Here is a 17,257-nt window from a genome sequence, read left to right on the forward strand (position 1 = left end):
TCAGCCTGACCCTGTGCTCTGCAGACGATAATTGTAGGGTTATAGTTGCAGCAAAACACACCATACACAAGACTATAGTCGCTATGCAAGAAAACACAATAATAACTCAATTGTTTCTCGGTGGAAATAATTTGTTTGTCATCGTGGCTTAAATTTTGTCTCTTTATTGCAGATATTTCAACTCAGCCTCAGGTATTTTCTTAGAAAAAAGTGCAGGGCCTCCTTGTGTAAATTGTTCAGTTCGTTTCGATTAGTTCGGTTTTTAGTTTGAATTCCTCTCGCTTCCAAGTGCCGCCGAATTTAGCTATGCAGGTGAGGTACCTCAAGAGCCTCATGGATAAAGCTTCTCACGATGGTGATTGTTTTTGTTTCTTTTAACCCGAGTGCTTGTAATGAATGTTTCTTGCTGGAATTAATTCATTAAATAACCACAGTATTCCAAATTTAATTCTTCATATATATTTTTAATATATTTAAATTTTGTTGCCGACTTCTGGCCACTGAATTTTCTCTGTATTTCACTAAAACCTCCCAAAATCGCTCACCACGTTTAAATATTTAATTGATATTTATTAGATATATTAATACCATGATTTCGTCCTTGGAGCTTGGTTCGCCATTAGAGGAGGTAATGGCGGTAAGAGGTCTGGTGATGTTTCTTTGTTAGGAGCGACCCTTTTTTACCTAATGAGGAATCAATTGCAAAGGACAAGAGAACCGCAAATTGCTCGTTTTTAGCAAGTTGCGGTTGCCATAGAGCGGCTTGATGCTTGCGCTTTCTGCTTGGGTAGCTCGCTAGCTCATAATTAAAATAGAGGAGACAATCAATGTCTATGAACCGAAATACCATGATCGTGGCGGCTTTGATCGCTGCCAATGTGACAGGCGTGACGCATGCCAGTAGCGCAATCCGGAAGGAGAGCTTAGCGCATGCCGAACCAATTGCTGGACATCAGCACACGTCCAAGCAAGTGAAACAAGCACCACGCCCTCATGAACGTCTGGCATTGCCGCCCAGCGCAGAGCAGGTCAAATTTAATCTGCCTGTCAGTAAGCGTGATTTGCAAGCATTCCAAACGCCGAACAAGAGCACGGCTTTAGCCAAATCCAGCACGATGATGGCGGCGGCGCCAACCGTGGCCTGTAAAGATATGACGACAATGGCGAGTTATAGTGGTGCCGCTCTCGCCAACTATCTGGTGTCCTTACCTGATCCTGAATGTACTTACGGCTTATTTTCTCTCACCGCAGCGCAAGGTGCTGGAATTTATTCCGCCAGCAATATGACTGCGGTGGCTTCGCGTTTCTCACAAGAAGCGACTAGCTACAATGCCACGAATATTGCGTTGGTCAACTTAGCGCTGTATTTACGCGCGGGTTATTACCTGGCAAGTGGTAGCACCATTCCAGCACCATCGGCTTCTATTATGACCAATCTGCGAGCGCCGATTAAACAACTGATTGATGGCAATACCTTGTATGCCTCAAATGCAGCTTGGGGCAATACCGCCAGTGAAGTGTTTAAGCTAGTCACCAATCTGAATGACGAAGCTTATTACTTACCCAGCGTGAAGAACGTGTTTGTTCGTTTTACGAATATGCCATCCAATCCCAATGCATCAAATGGCTTGCTGCAATCATCGGCGGCGGGTGCAGTCACGGGGGCTTTGACTGTGATGTTCTATGCACATGATCGTGCGAATGCGGCATCGATAATTCAGGATATGTCTTATCCGACCGCATTGAATAATTTTGTGGTGAACAATAAAGCCGCGCTGCTAAATACCAGCAATGCCTATCAGTTGAATGATGCCGAGAACGAAGCTTTTCGCTTCATGAAATACCCAGCCTTACTGCCGAGCGTGAAACCGATGGTGAAAAACCAACTGGCGACATCTAGCATGACCGGTGTTGATAGCGATTTGTGGTTGAATGCGGCATCCGCGGTTGATTACTACGATAGCGCCAACTGCGCAGAGTATGGCACATGCAATTACAAAACCCAGCTCGCCAATATCGTCTTAAAAACCAGCTACACTTGCAGCCCCACAATCAAGATTCGTGCGCAAGATATGACGACCGCGCAGTTGCAAGACTCTTGCAATATCCTGGGCGCTGAAGAGGGCTATTTCCATACTATGCTGGTATCGAATCAACAGCCTGTTGCCAACGACAATAATAAGTCTCTGGAACTGGTCGTGTTTGATGACTATACCAACTACAGTAAATATGCGGGCGTGTTGTACGGTATTAGTACAGACAATGGTGGTATGTACCTGGAAGGCAATCCGGCTGATGTTAACAATCAGGCGCGCTTTATCGCTCATGAGGCGTCTTGGTTACGTCCCGCATTTTCAGTTTGGAATCTGGAGCATGAATACGTGCACTATCTCGATGGTCGCTTTGATATGGCTGGTGATTTTGGTGCCGGTGTCGAGAAGCCTACTGTGTGGTGGATAGAAGGTGTGGCGGAATATCTGTCACATAAAAATAACTATCAAGAAGCGATTGATGCAGCGAAAACGGGAACTTATAAACTCAGCACCATTTTCGGTAATACTTACTCTATGTCTGACTATGTCGCGCGTGCTTATCGTTGGGGCTATATGGCGGTGCGCTTTATGAACGAAAAGCATCGCAGTGATGTCGATGCGATTGTGGCCAAATTCCGTGTCGGCGATTATGCTGGATATCAAACCTATATGGCAAATATCGGGACTAAGTACGATGCCGAGTTCGCCGCTTGGGTGCAAAGTGCGACCGTGACCGGCGAACCGCCATTACCTACGCCGCCTGTCGTGTCCTTGCCAGCATGCAGCTCTACTTCGCAATTGGGTAAAAATTGCTCAATCAGGAACTTATCTTCTAACACGCAAGCCTATGTTTACATCATGGTGCCAGCTGGTACAAAAAATCTGAAGCTTTACACCAACGGTGGGACTGGTGACGTTGATCTGTATGTGAAGAAAAACAGCTATCCAACGACTAGCTCATATGATGCCGCGTCTTTGAAAGCAGGGAATAATGAAAACGTGTTGTTTGCTTCACCGACAGCAAATACCTGGTACTACATTGTGTTGAAGGCGAAACAGCCATTTAGCGGTGTGAATATCAATGCTAGTTATGAATAAATGTCCCTAGATCGTTGATTATTAATTAGCTTTTTGGCTAATGAGATATCCGATGATTTTGCCGAACGTGTCGTGAGACAGGTTCGGTTTTTTTATTGTCGCAGTGATATTGAAGTCGCGAGTAAAGTGCCAATGACAAGAGAATATATTTACATTTCACGAAAAAACTGATTAAATTTTGTGCATAAGTATTGCCTTACGGAAAAATATTCTTTAAAATAGCGGCTGTTTCCATGTGGCAATTTGCAAGTAAATTTGTGCAATAACGTTCTCATGGGCTTATCTCAATCTCTTTTATGTGATCCGACTATGAAAAAAATCTTATTGGCTGTTGCTTTGTTGAGTTCTGTATTGGCTGCAAACGCGGCGGAAGTGCCTGTTGTTGAAAAACAAACATGTGAAAAAGCAGTTTATCCAAAGTCTTCTTTGATGAATGAAGAAACTGGCACCGTGTTGTTGTCCATTTTGGTTGGTCCTGACGGTAACGTAGTTGATTCTAAGGTAGAACAATCTAGTGGCTCTAAGACTTTGGATAAAGCAGCGGTCAAGATTTACGCTTCATGCAAATTCAAGCCAGCCACTAAAGATGGAAAAGCACAACAAGCTTGGGCAAAATTAGAGCACGTTTGGAGCTTGTCATAATCAGCTATAGGCTGTTTTAGGCAATACCAAATACAAAACGCCAGCACTATGAATAAATAGGCTGGCGTTTTTTTATCGTAAATTTGGGTGATCAATACGGTAATTTCCAACGTCGATACAAAAATCCGATCACAAACAAAGGGCCAATCAGAAGAAAGCGCAGATCTTCGAAGAATGAAGGTTTTTTACCCTCGATCTTGTGTCCAATGAATTGGAAAATCCAGGCGATCACAAACACGATGATAGCGACCCGCAACACTAATTCTTGTGGCATCCACCAAAGCGCACCCAACATCAGCGCCGCCATCAAGCACATTCCAAGTGCAAATCCCACTGATAAACTGAAGTAGTAGAGTAGGGCTAAGACAGTGCCAGCGACGGCCACCAGCGGATGCACAGCCCACAATAAGGCTAATACCGTCCACATAATCACCGGTACACAAATGAAATGAATGATTTCATTGTGTGGATGACGATGACTCTCGGCATATTTATTTAGTAGTAGTAAGACTTTGCGTTCTTCGTGTACGTGATTTGACGCTGGTAATTGTTGGCTATCCATCATGTCTCCAAAGCTGCTCTGACGGCAGGTAATAATTGATCAAAGCATCTTAGTGCATGCTTGTATAAAAAGCCGCGTTGCTGCCAAAGAAAACAACAGACGAATTCCTCTAATTTGACCCACACAATAAATACTAACTACTTGATGGGCTCATAGAGCGGCTGTGCCATCTTGATTGGCCGTACATCTAAGCGTAGTCGCATCACCGTAAATGCTTCCGCACCTGAGCTACTCGAGAAGTAGGCCTTGGTATCTGGGGTTTTGCTAAATATAAATTCAAAACCTAAGCCAGGTTGGATCTTGCTGTTGGTATCAAATGCCAAGCCTAAGGCTGAACTGCGCGGGCTTTCCGCAAGGCCAGACATTAACTCTACCACCGCAGTATTAGCCAAAATATTGGGATAAAAAACAGCAGCCTGATCGCTGTCTTCTGATGCCGTATTGCTAATCAAAGACTTGTCTGAGCCAGGGATGATCTGCTTACTTTGAAGTTCGAAACGATCACCATGCGACATATAGGAAATGCCCACATTCTGTAGATTGAATTCAGGCAGTGAGGAGTTGGTTTTCACAGCATCGAAGTCAATCAGAATGGCGCCTTTATAGCCTATAACTTCAACGTCGCGCTGAGGACGCACCAGCAAGGCGGTATTTTCGTCTATGCCTATACCTAGTTTGTAATTTTTCTTTAACATGACTGGCAGCATGCGAGCAAAACGACCACGAATGATCAGGTGTTGATCGATGAAAATATCCTTGCCGATAAAACCTAAACCAGCAGCGATTTCCTTATCATCGCTGACTCCCAGTTTTAAGGTCGCCAAGACACCTTTGGCATCGTTGAACATCGTAGTACTCATGATCGCTGCACCAGCGCTGGTGCCAGCGATGACGCCACCCCTTTGATAGAGTGACCAGATGGCATTTAACATCGGGCTGGGTTTGCCATCTGCATTGACTAATGCACGGGTAATTTTCGCTTGATCACCGCCAGTGAAGTAGACGCCGTTGGCTTGTTCAATTTGCGTGATCCAATGTGAATCTTGATTGATTTGTGAAGTTTTTTTGTGACCATCTTTAGTTTCGTACTTAATGGAAAGCGGAACGACAAAAGCATTGCCACCATATTTTTTTAAGGTCTGTACGACAAAGTCAGCAGCCCGATCAGGATTGCCGGATGCCGCCGGGATGACGGCGATTTTGCTGTCTTTGCCACCGGCTTGCTCAATTAATTTTTCCCAAACTGCTGCATTGTCATTGCGTAAAGCGCCGCCAGCAATGAGTAGAGAACCGCGTACTTTGCTAAGGTCAGTGATGGCTTGCGATGGTGCGGAAAGTAAGCTTAGGCAGATGAACGTAAGGCGTAACAGCACTGCACCCGGCTTACTTAGATATTGGTGTAGTGGCGAGAAAACGCAAGTCACTGTGAGTGTCATGATTTATCCAAAATAGATGTGTGCCATGTTGTTCGGACAGTTAGGGCGAACTAATTTATGGCGATTGAATTCTATGTAAAAAAAAGGGTAGCGATCCTAAGATGCTACCCCAAATGCGGGAGAAAAGCCGCACAAGAAAATGGTACTAGTTATCCTATATTTTTTTATTTGAAGGCGTAGTTCAAACGAACATAAAATGCGCGTCCACGTGGATCAACATAGGTCGAATCGAAGCCCGCAAAGTAAGTCAAAGTTTGATTTGAGAACGGTGGTTTCGTGTTCAAGACATTCAAAATGCCGCCAGTAATTTTGATATCCTTGAAGCCGTAATAACCCGCTTGTAAATCCCACAAACTATACGAAGCTACGGTAGGACGATTACCTTGAGGATCTAACTGTTGATCTTCATGATGCAACTGGAAGCTATTCGCGACCGTGAAACCCCAGTTGCCGATATCCCAATCCGCACTCAAACGATGACGCCATTTTGGTGTCACGTATTCAAAACCCCATTTGCCGAGATTGTCGAAAACTTTAGAGTTCTCGGAAAATTGCTGTTCGCTCTTGGTCATCAAAGTACCAGACAAGCGCGTCGTCAATTTACCCATGTCATCGAACTTGGTGCGATAAGCGAAATTCAAGTCGATACCGCTCTTGGTTTCTTTACCCTGATTTTGTGCGGTTAAGGCCCAGTTGGTGATATAGCCATCGCTATCACGAGTGATCGATTTTTCAACGAAGGCAGGATCTGTGTCGATTAAAGTTTCTGGTGCAAATTTAATGACATCCGTTTTACGTACACTCCAATAATCGACTGCGGCAGAGAATGCGGCTAAAGGTTCCCACACAAAACCGACGGAGAATTGTTTAGATTTTTCTGGTTTCAGATTTGGATTGCCTGCTTCTGTCGTTGGGATCTGATCGCTATAACATTGTGAATTGTATTTCGCACATCCTATGGTGTCGAAGTACAAGCCACCTGTGGATGTTTCAACAGCAGAAGGATCAAGGTCCTTCATCGTCGGTGCGCGGAAACCAGTACCGAAGGATATACGGAACAAGAAATCCTTACTTGGCTGGTAACGCAAGGCCACTTTAGGATTAGTCGAGCTACCGATATTCCCGCCATAGGAGTCATGGCGCAAGGCCATTTGCGCACTCAAGTCTTTGGCGAGTGGCACATCGAATTCGGCAAAGATCGCTTTTACATCCCGAGATTCAGAAACGCGGCGTGATTTTGAGGTGGAGTAAATTGTTCCTGCCAAAATTTCATCGGAGGAATTGTCTTCCAGCTTTTCACGGCGGAATTCTATACCTGTCGCCATTCCGACCGGACCAGCATCAAGTTGTGCGATTTCGCGGGTAAAGCGCGCATCGAATACATCGGTAGTGGATTTGCCTTTGCGACCATCGATATTACGTTCTGCTGCATCCAACAAAGCTTGGCCTTCTTGCGATTGTGCGCCGAAAGGATTGATTTGCCCGGTTTTAAAAGCAGCCAGTAGTTTTGCTTTATCGTAGTAACCGTTAGTCAAAGTCTGCGTATTTTCAGAGACAGAATGAGCAAACGCCGTGTTGTAATCCCAACCTGCAATCACGCCTTCAGCGCCTAATAAGAAACGTTGTTGCTCAGATTCTTGACCATTGGTACGTGCGCCGCCTGGTGTCATACGCATACGAACGTTGAATGGTTTACCGTCCGTTGCAACTGTTTGTCCGGCGGAGTTGACATAGGATTTTGGATAGAATGGGCCGCCCGCTGGGTAAGTCCAGGCACTGCCGCTGGTGCCTTGATTACCGTTCACACCAGTGGGAGATAAGCGATACTTCGCTTCATTTTTGGATGCTGTAAATTCTGCAAAGATCGTGTGATCGGCATTAATCGCCAAAGTGCCGCGGGTGATTAAATTGGTTTTTTGTGATTCTGGATAGACGTCAGCGGCTGCCTGATAATCAAAGCGGCAAGCGCCATTGATCAAGATGCTGGACGGTGGTGCGCAATCTGGTGCACTAGGATTACCCAGATATTTCTTGCCAGAGACAGCATACATTCCAGCTGGGAAGGTATTGGCGGAAGTGAAGTTGTCAGGATAGCCGCGTGCTTCTAATGGACGCCAGGCACTGACAGCGAAATCGCGTTGCGCTGTGCGTAATTGATCATTCTTTTTGTGTTGCAGGCTAGCGAAAAAATTGTAGCCATCATTCGCGAGATTACCAAAACCACCTAACAAACTCACCGACTTATCGCCACCGCCACCTTCGTCCGTGCGCATGCCGCTCACGCTAGCTTCAAAACCTTTAAAATCTTTGCGCGTAATAAAATTAATGACGCCACCAACGGCATCCGCACCGTAGACAGCGGAGGCGCCATCTTTCAAAACTTCGACGCGATCAATGGCTGACAATGGGATCGAATTCAAATCCGTACCTTCACCACCGAAAGCAAACGCCGCCATACGACGACCATTGAGCAGTACCAAAGTTGAGGAAACACCTAAACCGCGCAAGTTGGCACCCGACATACCGCTGGAACCTGGTTTGTCGCTGATACTTGCAGATTCTTGGGTGTAACCGGTATTGGCACTCAAGGTGGTCAGTAATTGTTCTGCCGTTGTCGCGCCAGTTTTGGCGATTTCAACACGGCTGATCACTTGTACCGGCAGCGCAGTTTCTGCATTGATACGTTTGATGGATGAGCCTGTGATTTCAATTTTCTGTATAGCAGGTTCGGCTGTTTTTTCTTGTGCGAACGTGGTATTCGCAGAAATACTCAGCATGGCCATCACGCTCAGTGCGGACCAGGTTGCTGATGTGATTTTCTTCGGCACAGATGGGAAGCGCTGTGTGCCTGCTTTGTAGTTACTCATCTTGATTGACTCCTCAGGTTTTAAAAATAATGCAGCAAAAATTTTGCGAAAAAGGGATCCCGTTCAAGCACTTTTCAAAGTGCTTGTTGTAAATAATAGGTAGGGGCGGGAACTTATTTCTTCGGCTTGCGACTTTCCAGTTGCGAGGTTCTTGTGGTGTTATCGTTATTGTGTAAATAGCCTGAGAGCGCTTCCGTTAAACGAATCGCTTTCTCGACGTTTTTCTTATTTGAAACCATGATGTTGCTAACCAAGGCTTCGATCACGGCAGTGGCCGCAGTCGAGCTACTCGATAGAACTGCATGGGTACTCGGTGCTAATAATAAGTAATCTCCAAGTTGCGCGATCGGTGATGCGGATGAATCGGTAATGGCAACAATGCAAGTCGCATGGTTGCGTGCAAATTGTGTGAGGCGAATCACGTCTAAGGCGTAACGTGGAAATGAAATCACGATCAGTACGTCTTTGTCGGTGATATTTGCCAGATTGCCGGCAGCGACTTCGGTGCCGCCATAAGCCACCACTTCAACCACGCGATTGCAATATGGTTGTAAATGCAGCGCGAGCATGCCAGCCAAATGTGAGCTGATGCCAAAGCCCATGATATACACAGTGCCAGCTTTGCTAAGACGACTCACGATCTGATTCATCTGCTCGTCTTCTATGCCTTGACTGGCAGCGTTGATATTGGCGGTTGCTGATTGCAGACTGGCGTTGGCAGGTGATGAATTCCCTTTGCGTGCTTCTATGGTGTTACGCAATTTTTCTACCGGTGAAAAAATTTCTTGCACGGTTTCTGCAATTTTGTTTTTCAGTGCTGCGTAATTGGTAAATCCCAAATCGCGGGCAAAGCGGCTGATCGTTGCGGTAGAGACTTCGCATTGTTCTGCCATGTCTTCTATTCCCAGTGCAGTGACTTTGACTTGATTACGCAACAGGTAATCAGCAATCCGCTTGTAAGAAGAGGAGCCTTCCTGGAGTTGCTGCATCAAGCTTTCACCTAGGCTGGATTTGGCAAATACCAGGTCAGGCGAGTGTGATTCAGTGGAAATTAAGCTTTTTTTCATTTTCTCGATTTCTGAAAAAAATTAAACAATGTCGATGGCTGCACTTTAGAACGAATCAAAATAAATTTCAATAGTTATTGTCAGATTTTTTTCATAAAGATAGAATGTGTAAAAAATCAGACAAAAATAAATTAATCAAAAAACCTTTTTGGAACAAAGTTTTGTTTTGATTATTGTTTGCAGTCGTAAAAAAGAGATCGATAATGCAGTGGAGTGAAGGCAGCTACAGGATTGGTAGGCATAGTTATGGGTAGATGCTTAACTTTGTCTATAAGATGAATTTGTAATTTTTTTAGAAAGTATTGTTATGCGTATAGTGAAACATGCTCTGCCGACGCTGAGTGCGGGAACCCATAGAGACATTACCAGCTACCATTTTGGTCAGGGCAGTGATGGTAAAAAAGTGTATATCCAGTCGTCGCTGCATGCCGACGAAATTCCTGGCATGTTGGTCAGCCATTATTTGCGCCAGAGCCTGACCGCCTTAGAACAAGCAGCTGCGATTGCTGGTGAGATTGTTCTGGTGCCAGTGGCGAACCCGATTGGCCTGGCACAGGACATACAGGGCAGTGCTTTCGGACGCTTTGATATGGCGACAGGTATCAATTTCAATCGTGGCTATCAATATTTAACGCCTGCACTGAAACAGCGATTAACAGGAAAACTCAGTGCCGATGTTCGAGCCAATACGATCTTAATTCGTGAGCAGGCATTGGCGCTCATGGCTGAGTGGCAACCTAGCAGCGAAGCAGCCGCACTTAAAAAAATAGTGCAAACGCTCGCGATTGATGCTGACATCGTGCTGGATTTGCATTGTGATAATCAAGCTGTGATGCACTTGTACACTGGCACACCTTTGGCAGAAGCGACCATGCCTTTAGTGCGCTATTTGGGGGGACGTGCTTTGTTGCTGTCAGTCTTATCCGGTGATGATCCATTTGATGAATCATGTTCGCGGCATTGGTGGGAACTTGCCGAGGAATTTGGTGCAGACACACCGATCGCTTTGGGCTGCCAGTCGGTGACGATAGAGTTGCGGGGTGAGAGTGATGTTGCACACGATTACGCCCGGCAAGATGCGCATGCCATTGTACAGTTTCTAATGCATGCGGGGCATATACAAGCGGCAGCAGAACCTATGCCAGACGCTTTGTGCCAGCCTACCCCTCTGGAAGGTTCTGAGCCTATCATCGCCTCGCATGCAGGTATTTTAGTTTTCACAAAGAATGTCGGTGATGTGCTTGCCGCAGGTGAATCGATAGGCGATTTGATTGATCCGATTTCTGGCCAAGTGACACCGATGATTTCTAGCGTGGCTGGCATCTTGTATGCACGTGTTGCACGGCGTTATGCGCAGCACGGCATGCGCGTTGCGAAAGTGGCTGGCGCGATTGCTTACCGCAGCGGTAATTTGCTGTCCATGTAAATCGGCGAGACTGACAAAATAAGAGACCAGCTAAGAGAGACTAGTATGTTAAAAAAAATCAGAATGCCGAATACCTTTGTGCTGCTATTTGCCTTATTGGCGATATTGGCAATCTCCACTTGGTTTGTGCCTGGTGGTAAATATGATACCCATCTTGTGAATGGAAAAACTCTGATTGATCCAGCTTCGTTTCATTACGTTGCGAGTAATCCACAAGGTCCCGTTGCACTCATGATGGCACCGATTAAAGGCTTTGTTGAAGCCGCTTTGATTATTGGTTTTGTGTTGATTGTTGGCGGTGCTTTCGCCGTCTTACAAAAAACGGAAGCCATCGATTCCATGATTAAGTCAGTGGCACAGGCACATACCCGTTCTGCCTTTGTGCGGGTCATGATCATTCCCGTTTTTGTCACACTCTTTTCTTTAGGCGGCGCGAGTTTTGGCATGGCGGAGGAGGCGATTCCTTTTGTGATGATCTTTATCCCGTTAGCGCTGGCCTTGGGTTATGACTCGATAGTGGGTGTCGCGATTCCTTTCGTCGGCTCACAAGTCGGATTTGCCGCGGCTTTTTTGAATCCCTTCAATGTCGGTATAGCGCAGGGGATTGCAGGTGTGCCGGTGTTTTCTGGTATAGGTTTTCGCTTAGTAGTTTGGGTGATTGCGACAGCCTGTACCATTGCATTTTTGATGTGGTACGCGGGGCGTATTAAGAAGAATCCGCTGTTAAGCCCGACTTATGCAATTGATCAGGCAAGACGGCAAGAACAAACTGGCGATCATTTATCTGAGTTTGTGGGCATGACAAAGACCCATAAATTAGTGCTGTGGATGTTTGTCGCGACCTTGGGCGTGATGGTGTTTGGTGTGGTGAAATATGAGTGGTTCATCAATGAAATTGCCGCTTTGTTTTTGGTGATGGCCATTGCGGTTGGTGTGGTCGGCAGACTTAGCACCGATGAATTCGTCGATGCTTTTATCCAAGGAGCAAAAGATCTGATTACGACCGCATTGGTCATAGCCTTAGCGCGTGGCACGATGATACTGGCGCGTGATGCCAATATCATCGACACGATGTTGTTTCACTTGATGCCCTTGGTGCAATCCGCTAATCCGGTATTCGCGGCACATAAAATGTTCGTGATTCAATCGGTGATTAATTTCTTCATTCACTCAGGTAGCGGGCAGGCGGCTTTAACTATGCCTATCATGGCGCCCCTATCAGATCTGGTCGGCGTATCACGTCAAACCGCAGTGTTGGCGTTTCAATTTGGCGAATTCACTACACCCATGATTCCGACTTCAGGCATCACCGTGGGTGTATTGGCCTTAGCGCGTATCCCTTGGGTGACGTGGGCGAAATGGATGATTCCACTGCAATTGATTTATTTTGTCTTAGCTTTGTTGATGCTGGCCATCGCTTGTCAGTTTAGTTGGTGAGATGAAAAAACGCCCTGATGTAAAAATTTACTCAGGGCGTTTTAGTTTGCAATGAACACAAATTAGTTGAGTGGATTAATTTGTGGACTAACTTGAAATTGGCTACGTTGATAGCCCAGTGTTTCTGCTTTATCTAAAATTGATTTTTGAATCGCTGGATCAAGCTGTGGTGTACGTGCGAGTATCCAGCCATATTTTCGACCAGGCTCGCCAACCAAAACCCATTGATAATTGGGATCCAAATCGAGCACCCAATAATTGCCATAAAATGGTCGAAAAAAGCTGACCCGGAGTTTGGCGTTATTGCTGTTGTCGACCAGTTTTGCAATGCCATTTGCCTGTTCTATGCTGCCATCCTTGGTACGGCAGCGATTGATAACACGAACATCTTTATCGTCTAGTTGGTATTCAGCCTGAGTGTCCGCGACACACATGGATTGAAAACTATTCGGAATAAACGCGACTTGGTACCATTTTCCCAGATATCGATTCAAGTCGACTTGTTTGACCGTTTCCATGGCTGCGTAATTTTCATTGCAGGCTGTCAGAAAACAGGCAATGACAGCTACGCTCGCAAGTAGGAGGTTTGATCCTGATTGGAAGAATCGTGATGCATTTTTTAGTTTGACCATGTGTATTTTTCTTTCAATGGGTGGCATTCGATTTGCACGGCATACAATTTATCATAGGCTAGCCGTGAAATAAAAAAAGGCTGGCTAAAAAGCCAGCCCGAAGAGGGAGGAGGGAGTGCTAAAAGCAGAAAACTACTTCGTTTGTAGCATGCTATTGATGACGACAGCCGTATCAGGTACGTCTGCCATTCCGCCACGAGTACTGGTTGGAACTACTTTGATTTTATCAACTACGTCTAAGCCACTGAGAACCTTGCCAAAAACGGCGTATCCGCCGGCACTGGCATCCAGGGTAATATTATCGACAACATTGATAAAAAATTGTGATGTTGCTGAGTCTAATACACTGGTACGCGCCATTGCGATGCTGCCGCGTATATTACTTAGACCATTGCCCGCTTCCAATTTGATTGGTGCCTGTGTTGTTGCTTGCACCAAATCAGCAGTAAAGCCACCACCTTGGATCATGAAATCCTTAATGACCCGATGAAATATTTTATTTACATAGAAACCGGATTCCACATAATTGAGGAAATTATCGACTGTAACCGGTGCTTTCGCAGGGTTTAATTCCAATACTACGGTGCCTTGATTTGTCACCATAGTAACTTGCGGCTGAACCGCCAGCGGAATAATAACGTTATTGGCATAGAGTGAGTTACCCGAGCCATCTGTGATTACAACAGGCACTGTACCTGCACCTACTATTTTGCAGCTGAAGACTTTTTGTGTCGCTGTACTGCCTGTCAATTCGGTAATTTTTAAGCAGCCTTGATGGGAGAAATTGATACCCACATCTAAGTTCTGCCCTTTCACCGTAATGGTGCTGATTTTGCGATAGACTAATTGATCCGTAGTTACCTCAGATACACTAGCTTTTTTGACTGGTGTCGTCGTGTCAGAACCTGACCCGCCGCCGCAAGCAGAAAGTAGAATGATGGAACCAGCTAGAATGAGTGGTAGTTTCAAATGGTACTCCAAGCTTAATATCGAAAAGCAGAGTATAGAGATCAAGGGCAGGAAAGATAAGGTTTTCCTGTCCTAATTTTGTAGCAAGTTGTATGTATTTGTATCAGGACTTCGGAGGAGCTAAGTTCTTTTTGCGGGAGTTGGCGTTTTCCATAGCGTGAAATCTTTGCAGAGACTTGTTGATGTTCTTGATGAGAGTGTCGTTTTTGCCTTTTAAGATAGCAAAGCAAATACCGTCTTTTAAGACTGGAATAGGTAAGACACTAAATTGAACGTCGGATGTGGTTTGTAGTTCAGCATCTTTATAAAGTTTTATGCTGTTTACAATTCTTTCTACTTCTTTAGCGTCGGTTAAACCGCTGGCGAAAATCATTGCATCAATACGCTGACTCAAGACTTTTTTCAGACGTGGCGCGTAAGCGTCAATATCATCATCAGTCTTAAATAATTTGTTTTTTTGTGCGTCGAATTCACCGCCATATTTTGAACCACGGACGACGCCTATGGTTTTACCCTTCAAGTCGTCTAATTTATTGAAGGAGAATTGTCTATCGCTACGAGTAACCAACCACAAATACTGGTACATCGCGGGTTCAGAGAAAGTAAAAATTTCTTCCCTTTCCGGCGTGCGACTTAAACCAAAAATGAGTGCATGACCGCTACCTGCTAATTTGACTGCGCGGTTCCACGGATACATTTGCAGATCAAACTTGATTCCCACATCTTTTTCAATCGCCGAAAAAACTTTTGTAAATCGATCGCCTAAAGGAATCAATTCGCCTTTTTCGTTTTTATTTTCACCAAATAAGAGCGGTACCTTGGTTTGAGCGAGTAAGGGCGCGCTGTGCGTCAGCAGCAGGCAGAAACTGAGGCAGAAAAATAAGCAATTCAAGTTAAGCTGTCGTATCACCTGAAGTAAATTGCTCACGCGTAAAGTAGGGTAAGCGCTTGATGGGTGCTTGTTTAGTTGTTCTGGTTGTCCCATTAGACTTGGCTATTCAATTTTGTTTCCGTAGCTCAATTATAGTGGCATCGCTTCCTTAAATGAAAAGCTTATTGCATAAGGATGGCAGCTTACTAAGATTTACTTTAATTTTGTTACAAAAGCTGTGGTTGTTTTCATATTAAACCATCAAAAAGTAATACTTCTACAAAATCACCTGCTGCGATGTCCTTGCAGGCATCGTGCAAGATGATCATACAATTAGCCTCTGACATCGAACGCAAAATACCAGAACCTTGTGAGCCGGTCACTTCAACTTCTAATTGTCCTTGCGCATTCTTTGTCGCCAAGCCACGTTGATATTCCGTTCGACCTTGGCGCTTGCGTATCGCCTTGCTAGAAATGGCGGCTACTGTCATTAAAGGGGATGCAGTCGCTCCCATTAATGTGTGTAAAGCTTGTCGTGCGAAGAAATAGAAAGTCACCATTACGGCAACCGGATTGCCAGGTAAACCGAATAAATAGGCGCTATGCCGATTTGATTGAATCTTGCCGAAAGCCATAGGTCGGCCGGGGCGCATACCTATAGTCCAGAATTCGACTTCGCCCAATTTTGCCATGATTTGTTTAGTGTAGTCCGCTGCGCCAACCGAAACGCCGCCCGAGGTAATAATCGCGTCGGCATGTTCACATGCATATCGCAAAGCCTGTTCCAATTGCTCGGGATTGTCTGCAACTACACCCATATCTAACATCTCGCATCCGAGTCGCTGCAGCATGCCATAAATAGTGTAACGATTACTATCATAAACGCTGCCTGCATCGAGTGATTCGCCTAGCGAACGTATCTCGTCACCAGTTGAAAAATAAGCGACTTTGATTTTTCGTTTGACTTCAACTTGAGCCAAACCCAGCGATGCTAATAAACCGAGGTCGGCGGGCGTGATGCGCTTGCCCTTGCTTAAAGCGACTTTGCCTTTACTTAAGTCTTCACCGCGAAACCGACGGTTGTCCCCCAATTGCACTTTGCTCTTTGGGAAGCGGATTTGATCCTGACCTACACTCTCAGTGAATTCTTGTGGCACGACGGTATTGCAGTTCGTCGGCATGACAGCGCCTGTCATAATGCGTATGCATTCACCTGCGAGTACTTGTCCTCGAAATGGGTGACCAGCAAGCGCATGTCCCACTATTTTCAATTCGAGATCGCCACCCGCTTGCAAAGCTGTACCATCAAAGGCAAATCCATCCATGGCCGAATTATCATGCGCCGGAACGTCAATAGGAGAAGCGATATCGTGTGCTAAGACTCGTTCAAACGCTGAGAATAAATTGACTGCTTCCGTTTCTTGAACTTCATGGACAAATGCTTGAATAATCTGTTGAGCAGCCGTGACGCTTAGTGCATGCGCTTGGTAATCTTGGTGCTGTTGCAGAATTTCCTGGAGCGAAGTTGGCTCTTGATTTGTGGCCTGGTGTGGTGTCAGCATGATGAAGTTTTTAATCGACGAAGGTTTGATTGTAGTGCTGCAATTCAGCCAGCGTATTGATATTCCTAAAGCTTGCTGCGTCCTCAAACGGCACTTCGATAACACGCAAGCTGGCATACCAGGAAGTGATTTTTCGGCCGCCATTTTCTAAGAAGGACTGCAGATGTGATGCCAGCCCACGTTCCATCAAAGAGAACACGGGTTGCGCGCGCATTTGTGCAGGTTCTGATTCGCTATCGAGCGCGGTCACCACGGCAAGTTGAGCCTGATTTTTGATCAGCGCCTGCGCTAAATTTTCTACTAAGTTGTCCGGCAAGAATGGAGAGTCACATGGTGCGCTGACCAGATAAGTGGTCTTGCATTGCAATAAGCCTGCATGCAGACCCGCTAAGGGCCCTGCGTAATCGCTAATTTTATCGTCGACGACGGGATATCCGTACTCGCTATATCGATCGAGGTCTTGATTGGCGTTGATGAGGATATCGCCCACTTGTGGTTGCAGACGACGCAGTACGTGACTGAGCATGGTTTCACCTTTCAGCATTTGCAGGCCTTTTTGGACTTGCCCCATACGTGTAGCGCGCCCGCCAGCGAGAATTAAACCTGTGATTTGTTGTGCGGGGATCATATTTGAACCTGCGAATGTTGAAAGCGA

General features: G+C 45.6%; 13 protein-coding genes. 4 read left to right on the forward strand and 9 right to left on the reverse strand.

Features of this window, described 5'->3' with window-relative positions; translation table 11 throughout:
• The first annotated feature begins 827 nt into the window (after positions 1-827).
• Both AC1RR2_RS05980 and AC1RR2_RS05985 read left to right on the forward strand, forming a co-directional pair.
• The gene (locus AC1RR2_RS05980; RefSeq protein WP_493221389.1) at positions 828-3,131 is read left to right on the forward strand and encodes a M9 family metallopeptidase; all 2,304 of its coding nucleotides are present in this window, start codon (positions 828-830) and stop codon (positions 3,129-3,131) included.
• 309 nt (positions 3,132-3,440) lie between these two features.
• Positions 3,441-3,773, forward strand: coding sequence for an energy transducer TonB (locus AC1RR2_RS05985; protein WP_493221390.1), 333 nt, complete (start codon positions 3,441-3,443; stop codon positions 3,771-3,773).
• A gap of 91 nt (positions 3,774-3,864) precedes the next feature.
• Here the strand turns inward: AC1RR2_RS05985 and AC1RR2_RS05990 are convergent, their stop codons facing one another.
• From AC1RR2_RS05990 to AC1RR2_RS06005, 4 genes are all read right to left on the reverse strand, one after another.
• Entirely contained in the window at positions 3,865-4,335 is a 471-nt protein-coding gene (locus AC1RR2_RS05990; protein ID WP_493221391.1) for an Mpo1 family 2-hydroxy fatty acid dioxygenase, read from the reverse strand.
• Between the two features lie 137 nt (positions 4,336-4,472).
• Positions 4,473-5,771, reverse strand: coding sequence for a cyanophycinase (locus AC1RR2_RS05995; protein ID WP_493221392.1), 1,299 nt, complete (start codon positions 5,769-5,771; stop codon positions 4,473-4,475).
• A gap of 164 nt (positions 5,772-5,935) precedes the next feature.
• Positions 5,936-8,638 carry a TonB-dependent receptor plug domain-containing protein gene (locus AC1RR2_RS06000; RefSeq protein ID WP_493221393.1) on the reverse strand — a complete coding sequence of 901 codons (2,703 nt, stop codon included), beginning with the start codon at positions 8,636-8,638 and terminating at the stop codon, positions 5,936-5,938.
• A gap of 113 nt (positions 8,639-8,751) precedes the next feature.
• The gene (locus tag AC1RR2_RS06005) at positions 8,752-9,705 is read right to left on the reverse strand and encodes a MurR/RpiR family transcriptional regulator (protein ID WP_493221394.1); all 954 of its coding nucleotides are present in this window, start codon (positions 9,703-9,705) and stop codon (positions 8,752-8,754) included.
• 307 nt (positions 9,706-10,012) lie between these two features.
• On the opposite strand from AC1RR2_RS06005, the gene AC1RR2_RS06010 reads away from it, so the two are divergent.
• Both AC1RR2_RS06010 and AC1RR2_RS06015 read left to right on the forward strand, forming a co-directional pair.
• A complete protein-coding gene (locus tag AC1RR2_RS06010; RefSeq protein ID WP_493221395.1) occupies positions 10,013-11,131 on the forward strand; it encodes a succinylglutamate desuccinylase/aspartoacylase family protein in 1,119 nt (372 codons plus the stop codon).
• 45 nt (positions 11,132-11,176) lie between these two features.
• Positions 11,177-12,568, forward strand: coding sequence for a YfcC family protein (locus AC1RR2_RS06015; protein WP_493221396.1), 1,392 nt, complete (start codon positions 11,177-11,179; stop codon positions 12,566-12,568).
• A gap of 62 nt (positions 12,569-12,630) precedes the next feature.
• Here the strand turns inward: AC1RR2_RS06015 and AC1RR2_RS06020 are convergent, their stop codons facing one another.
• From AC1RR2_RS06020 to mobA, 5 genes are all read right to left on the reverse strand, one after another.
• Positions 12,631-13,200, reverse strand: coding sequence for a lipocalin family protein (locus tag AC1RR2_RS06020; protein ID WP_493221397.1), 570 nt, complete (start codon positions 13,198-13,200; stop codon positions 12,631-12,633).
• Between the two features lie 132 nt (positions 13,201-13,332).
• Entirely contained in the window at positions 13,333-14,169 is an 837-nt protein-coding gene (locus tag AC1RR2_RS06025) for a peptidylprolyl isomerase (protein ID WP_493221398.1), read from the reverse strand.
• A gap of 103 nt (positions 14,170-14,272) precedes the next feature.
• Positions 14,273-15,154 (reverse strand): substrate-binding periplasmic protein, encoded by an 882-nt coding sequence (locus tag AC1RR2_RS06030; protein ID WP_493221399.1) that lies wholly within the window; start codon positions 15,152-15,154, stop codon positions 14,273-14,275.
• A gap of 134 nt (positions 15,155-15,288) precedes the next feature.
• On the reverse strand, positions 15,289-16,602 hold the full coding sequence (gene moeA, locus AC1RR2_RS06035) for a molybdopterin molybdotransferase MoeA (protein WP_493221400.1): 1,314 nt from the start codon (positions 16,600-16,602) through the stop codon (positions 15,289-15,291).
• A gap of 10 nt (positions 16,603-16,612) precedes the next feature.
• Complete coding sequence (gene mobA / locus AC1RR2_RS06040; protein ID WP_493221401.1) at positions 16,613-17,230, reverse strand: molybdenum cofactor guanylyltransferase MobA; 618 nt, start codon at positions 17,228-17,230, stop codon at positions 16,613-16,615.
• Positions 17,231-17,257: the final 27 nt, after the last annotated feature.

The sequence above is a fragment of the Undibacterium sp. GW821-FHT11H02 genome, from assembly GCF_058808015.1.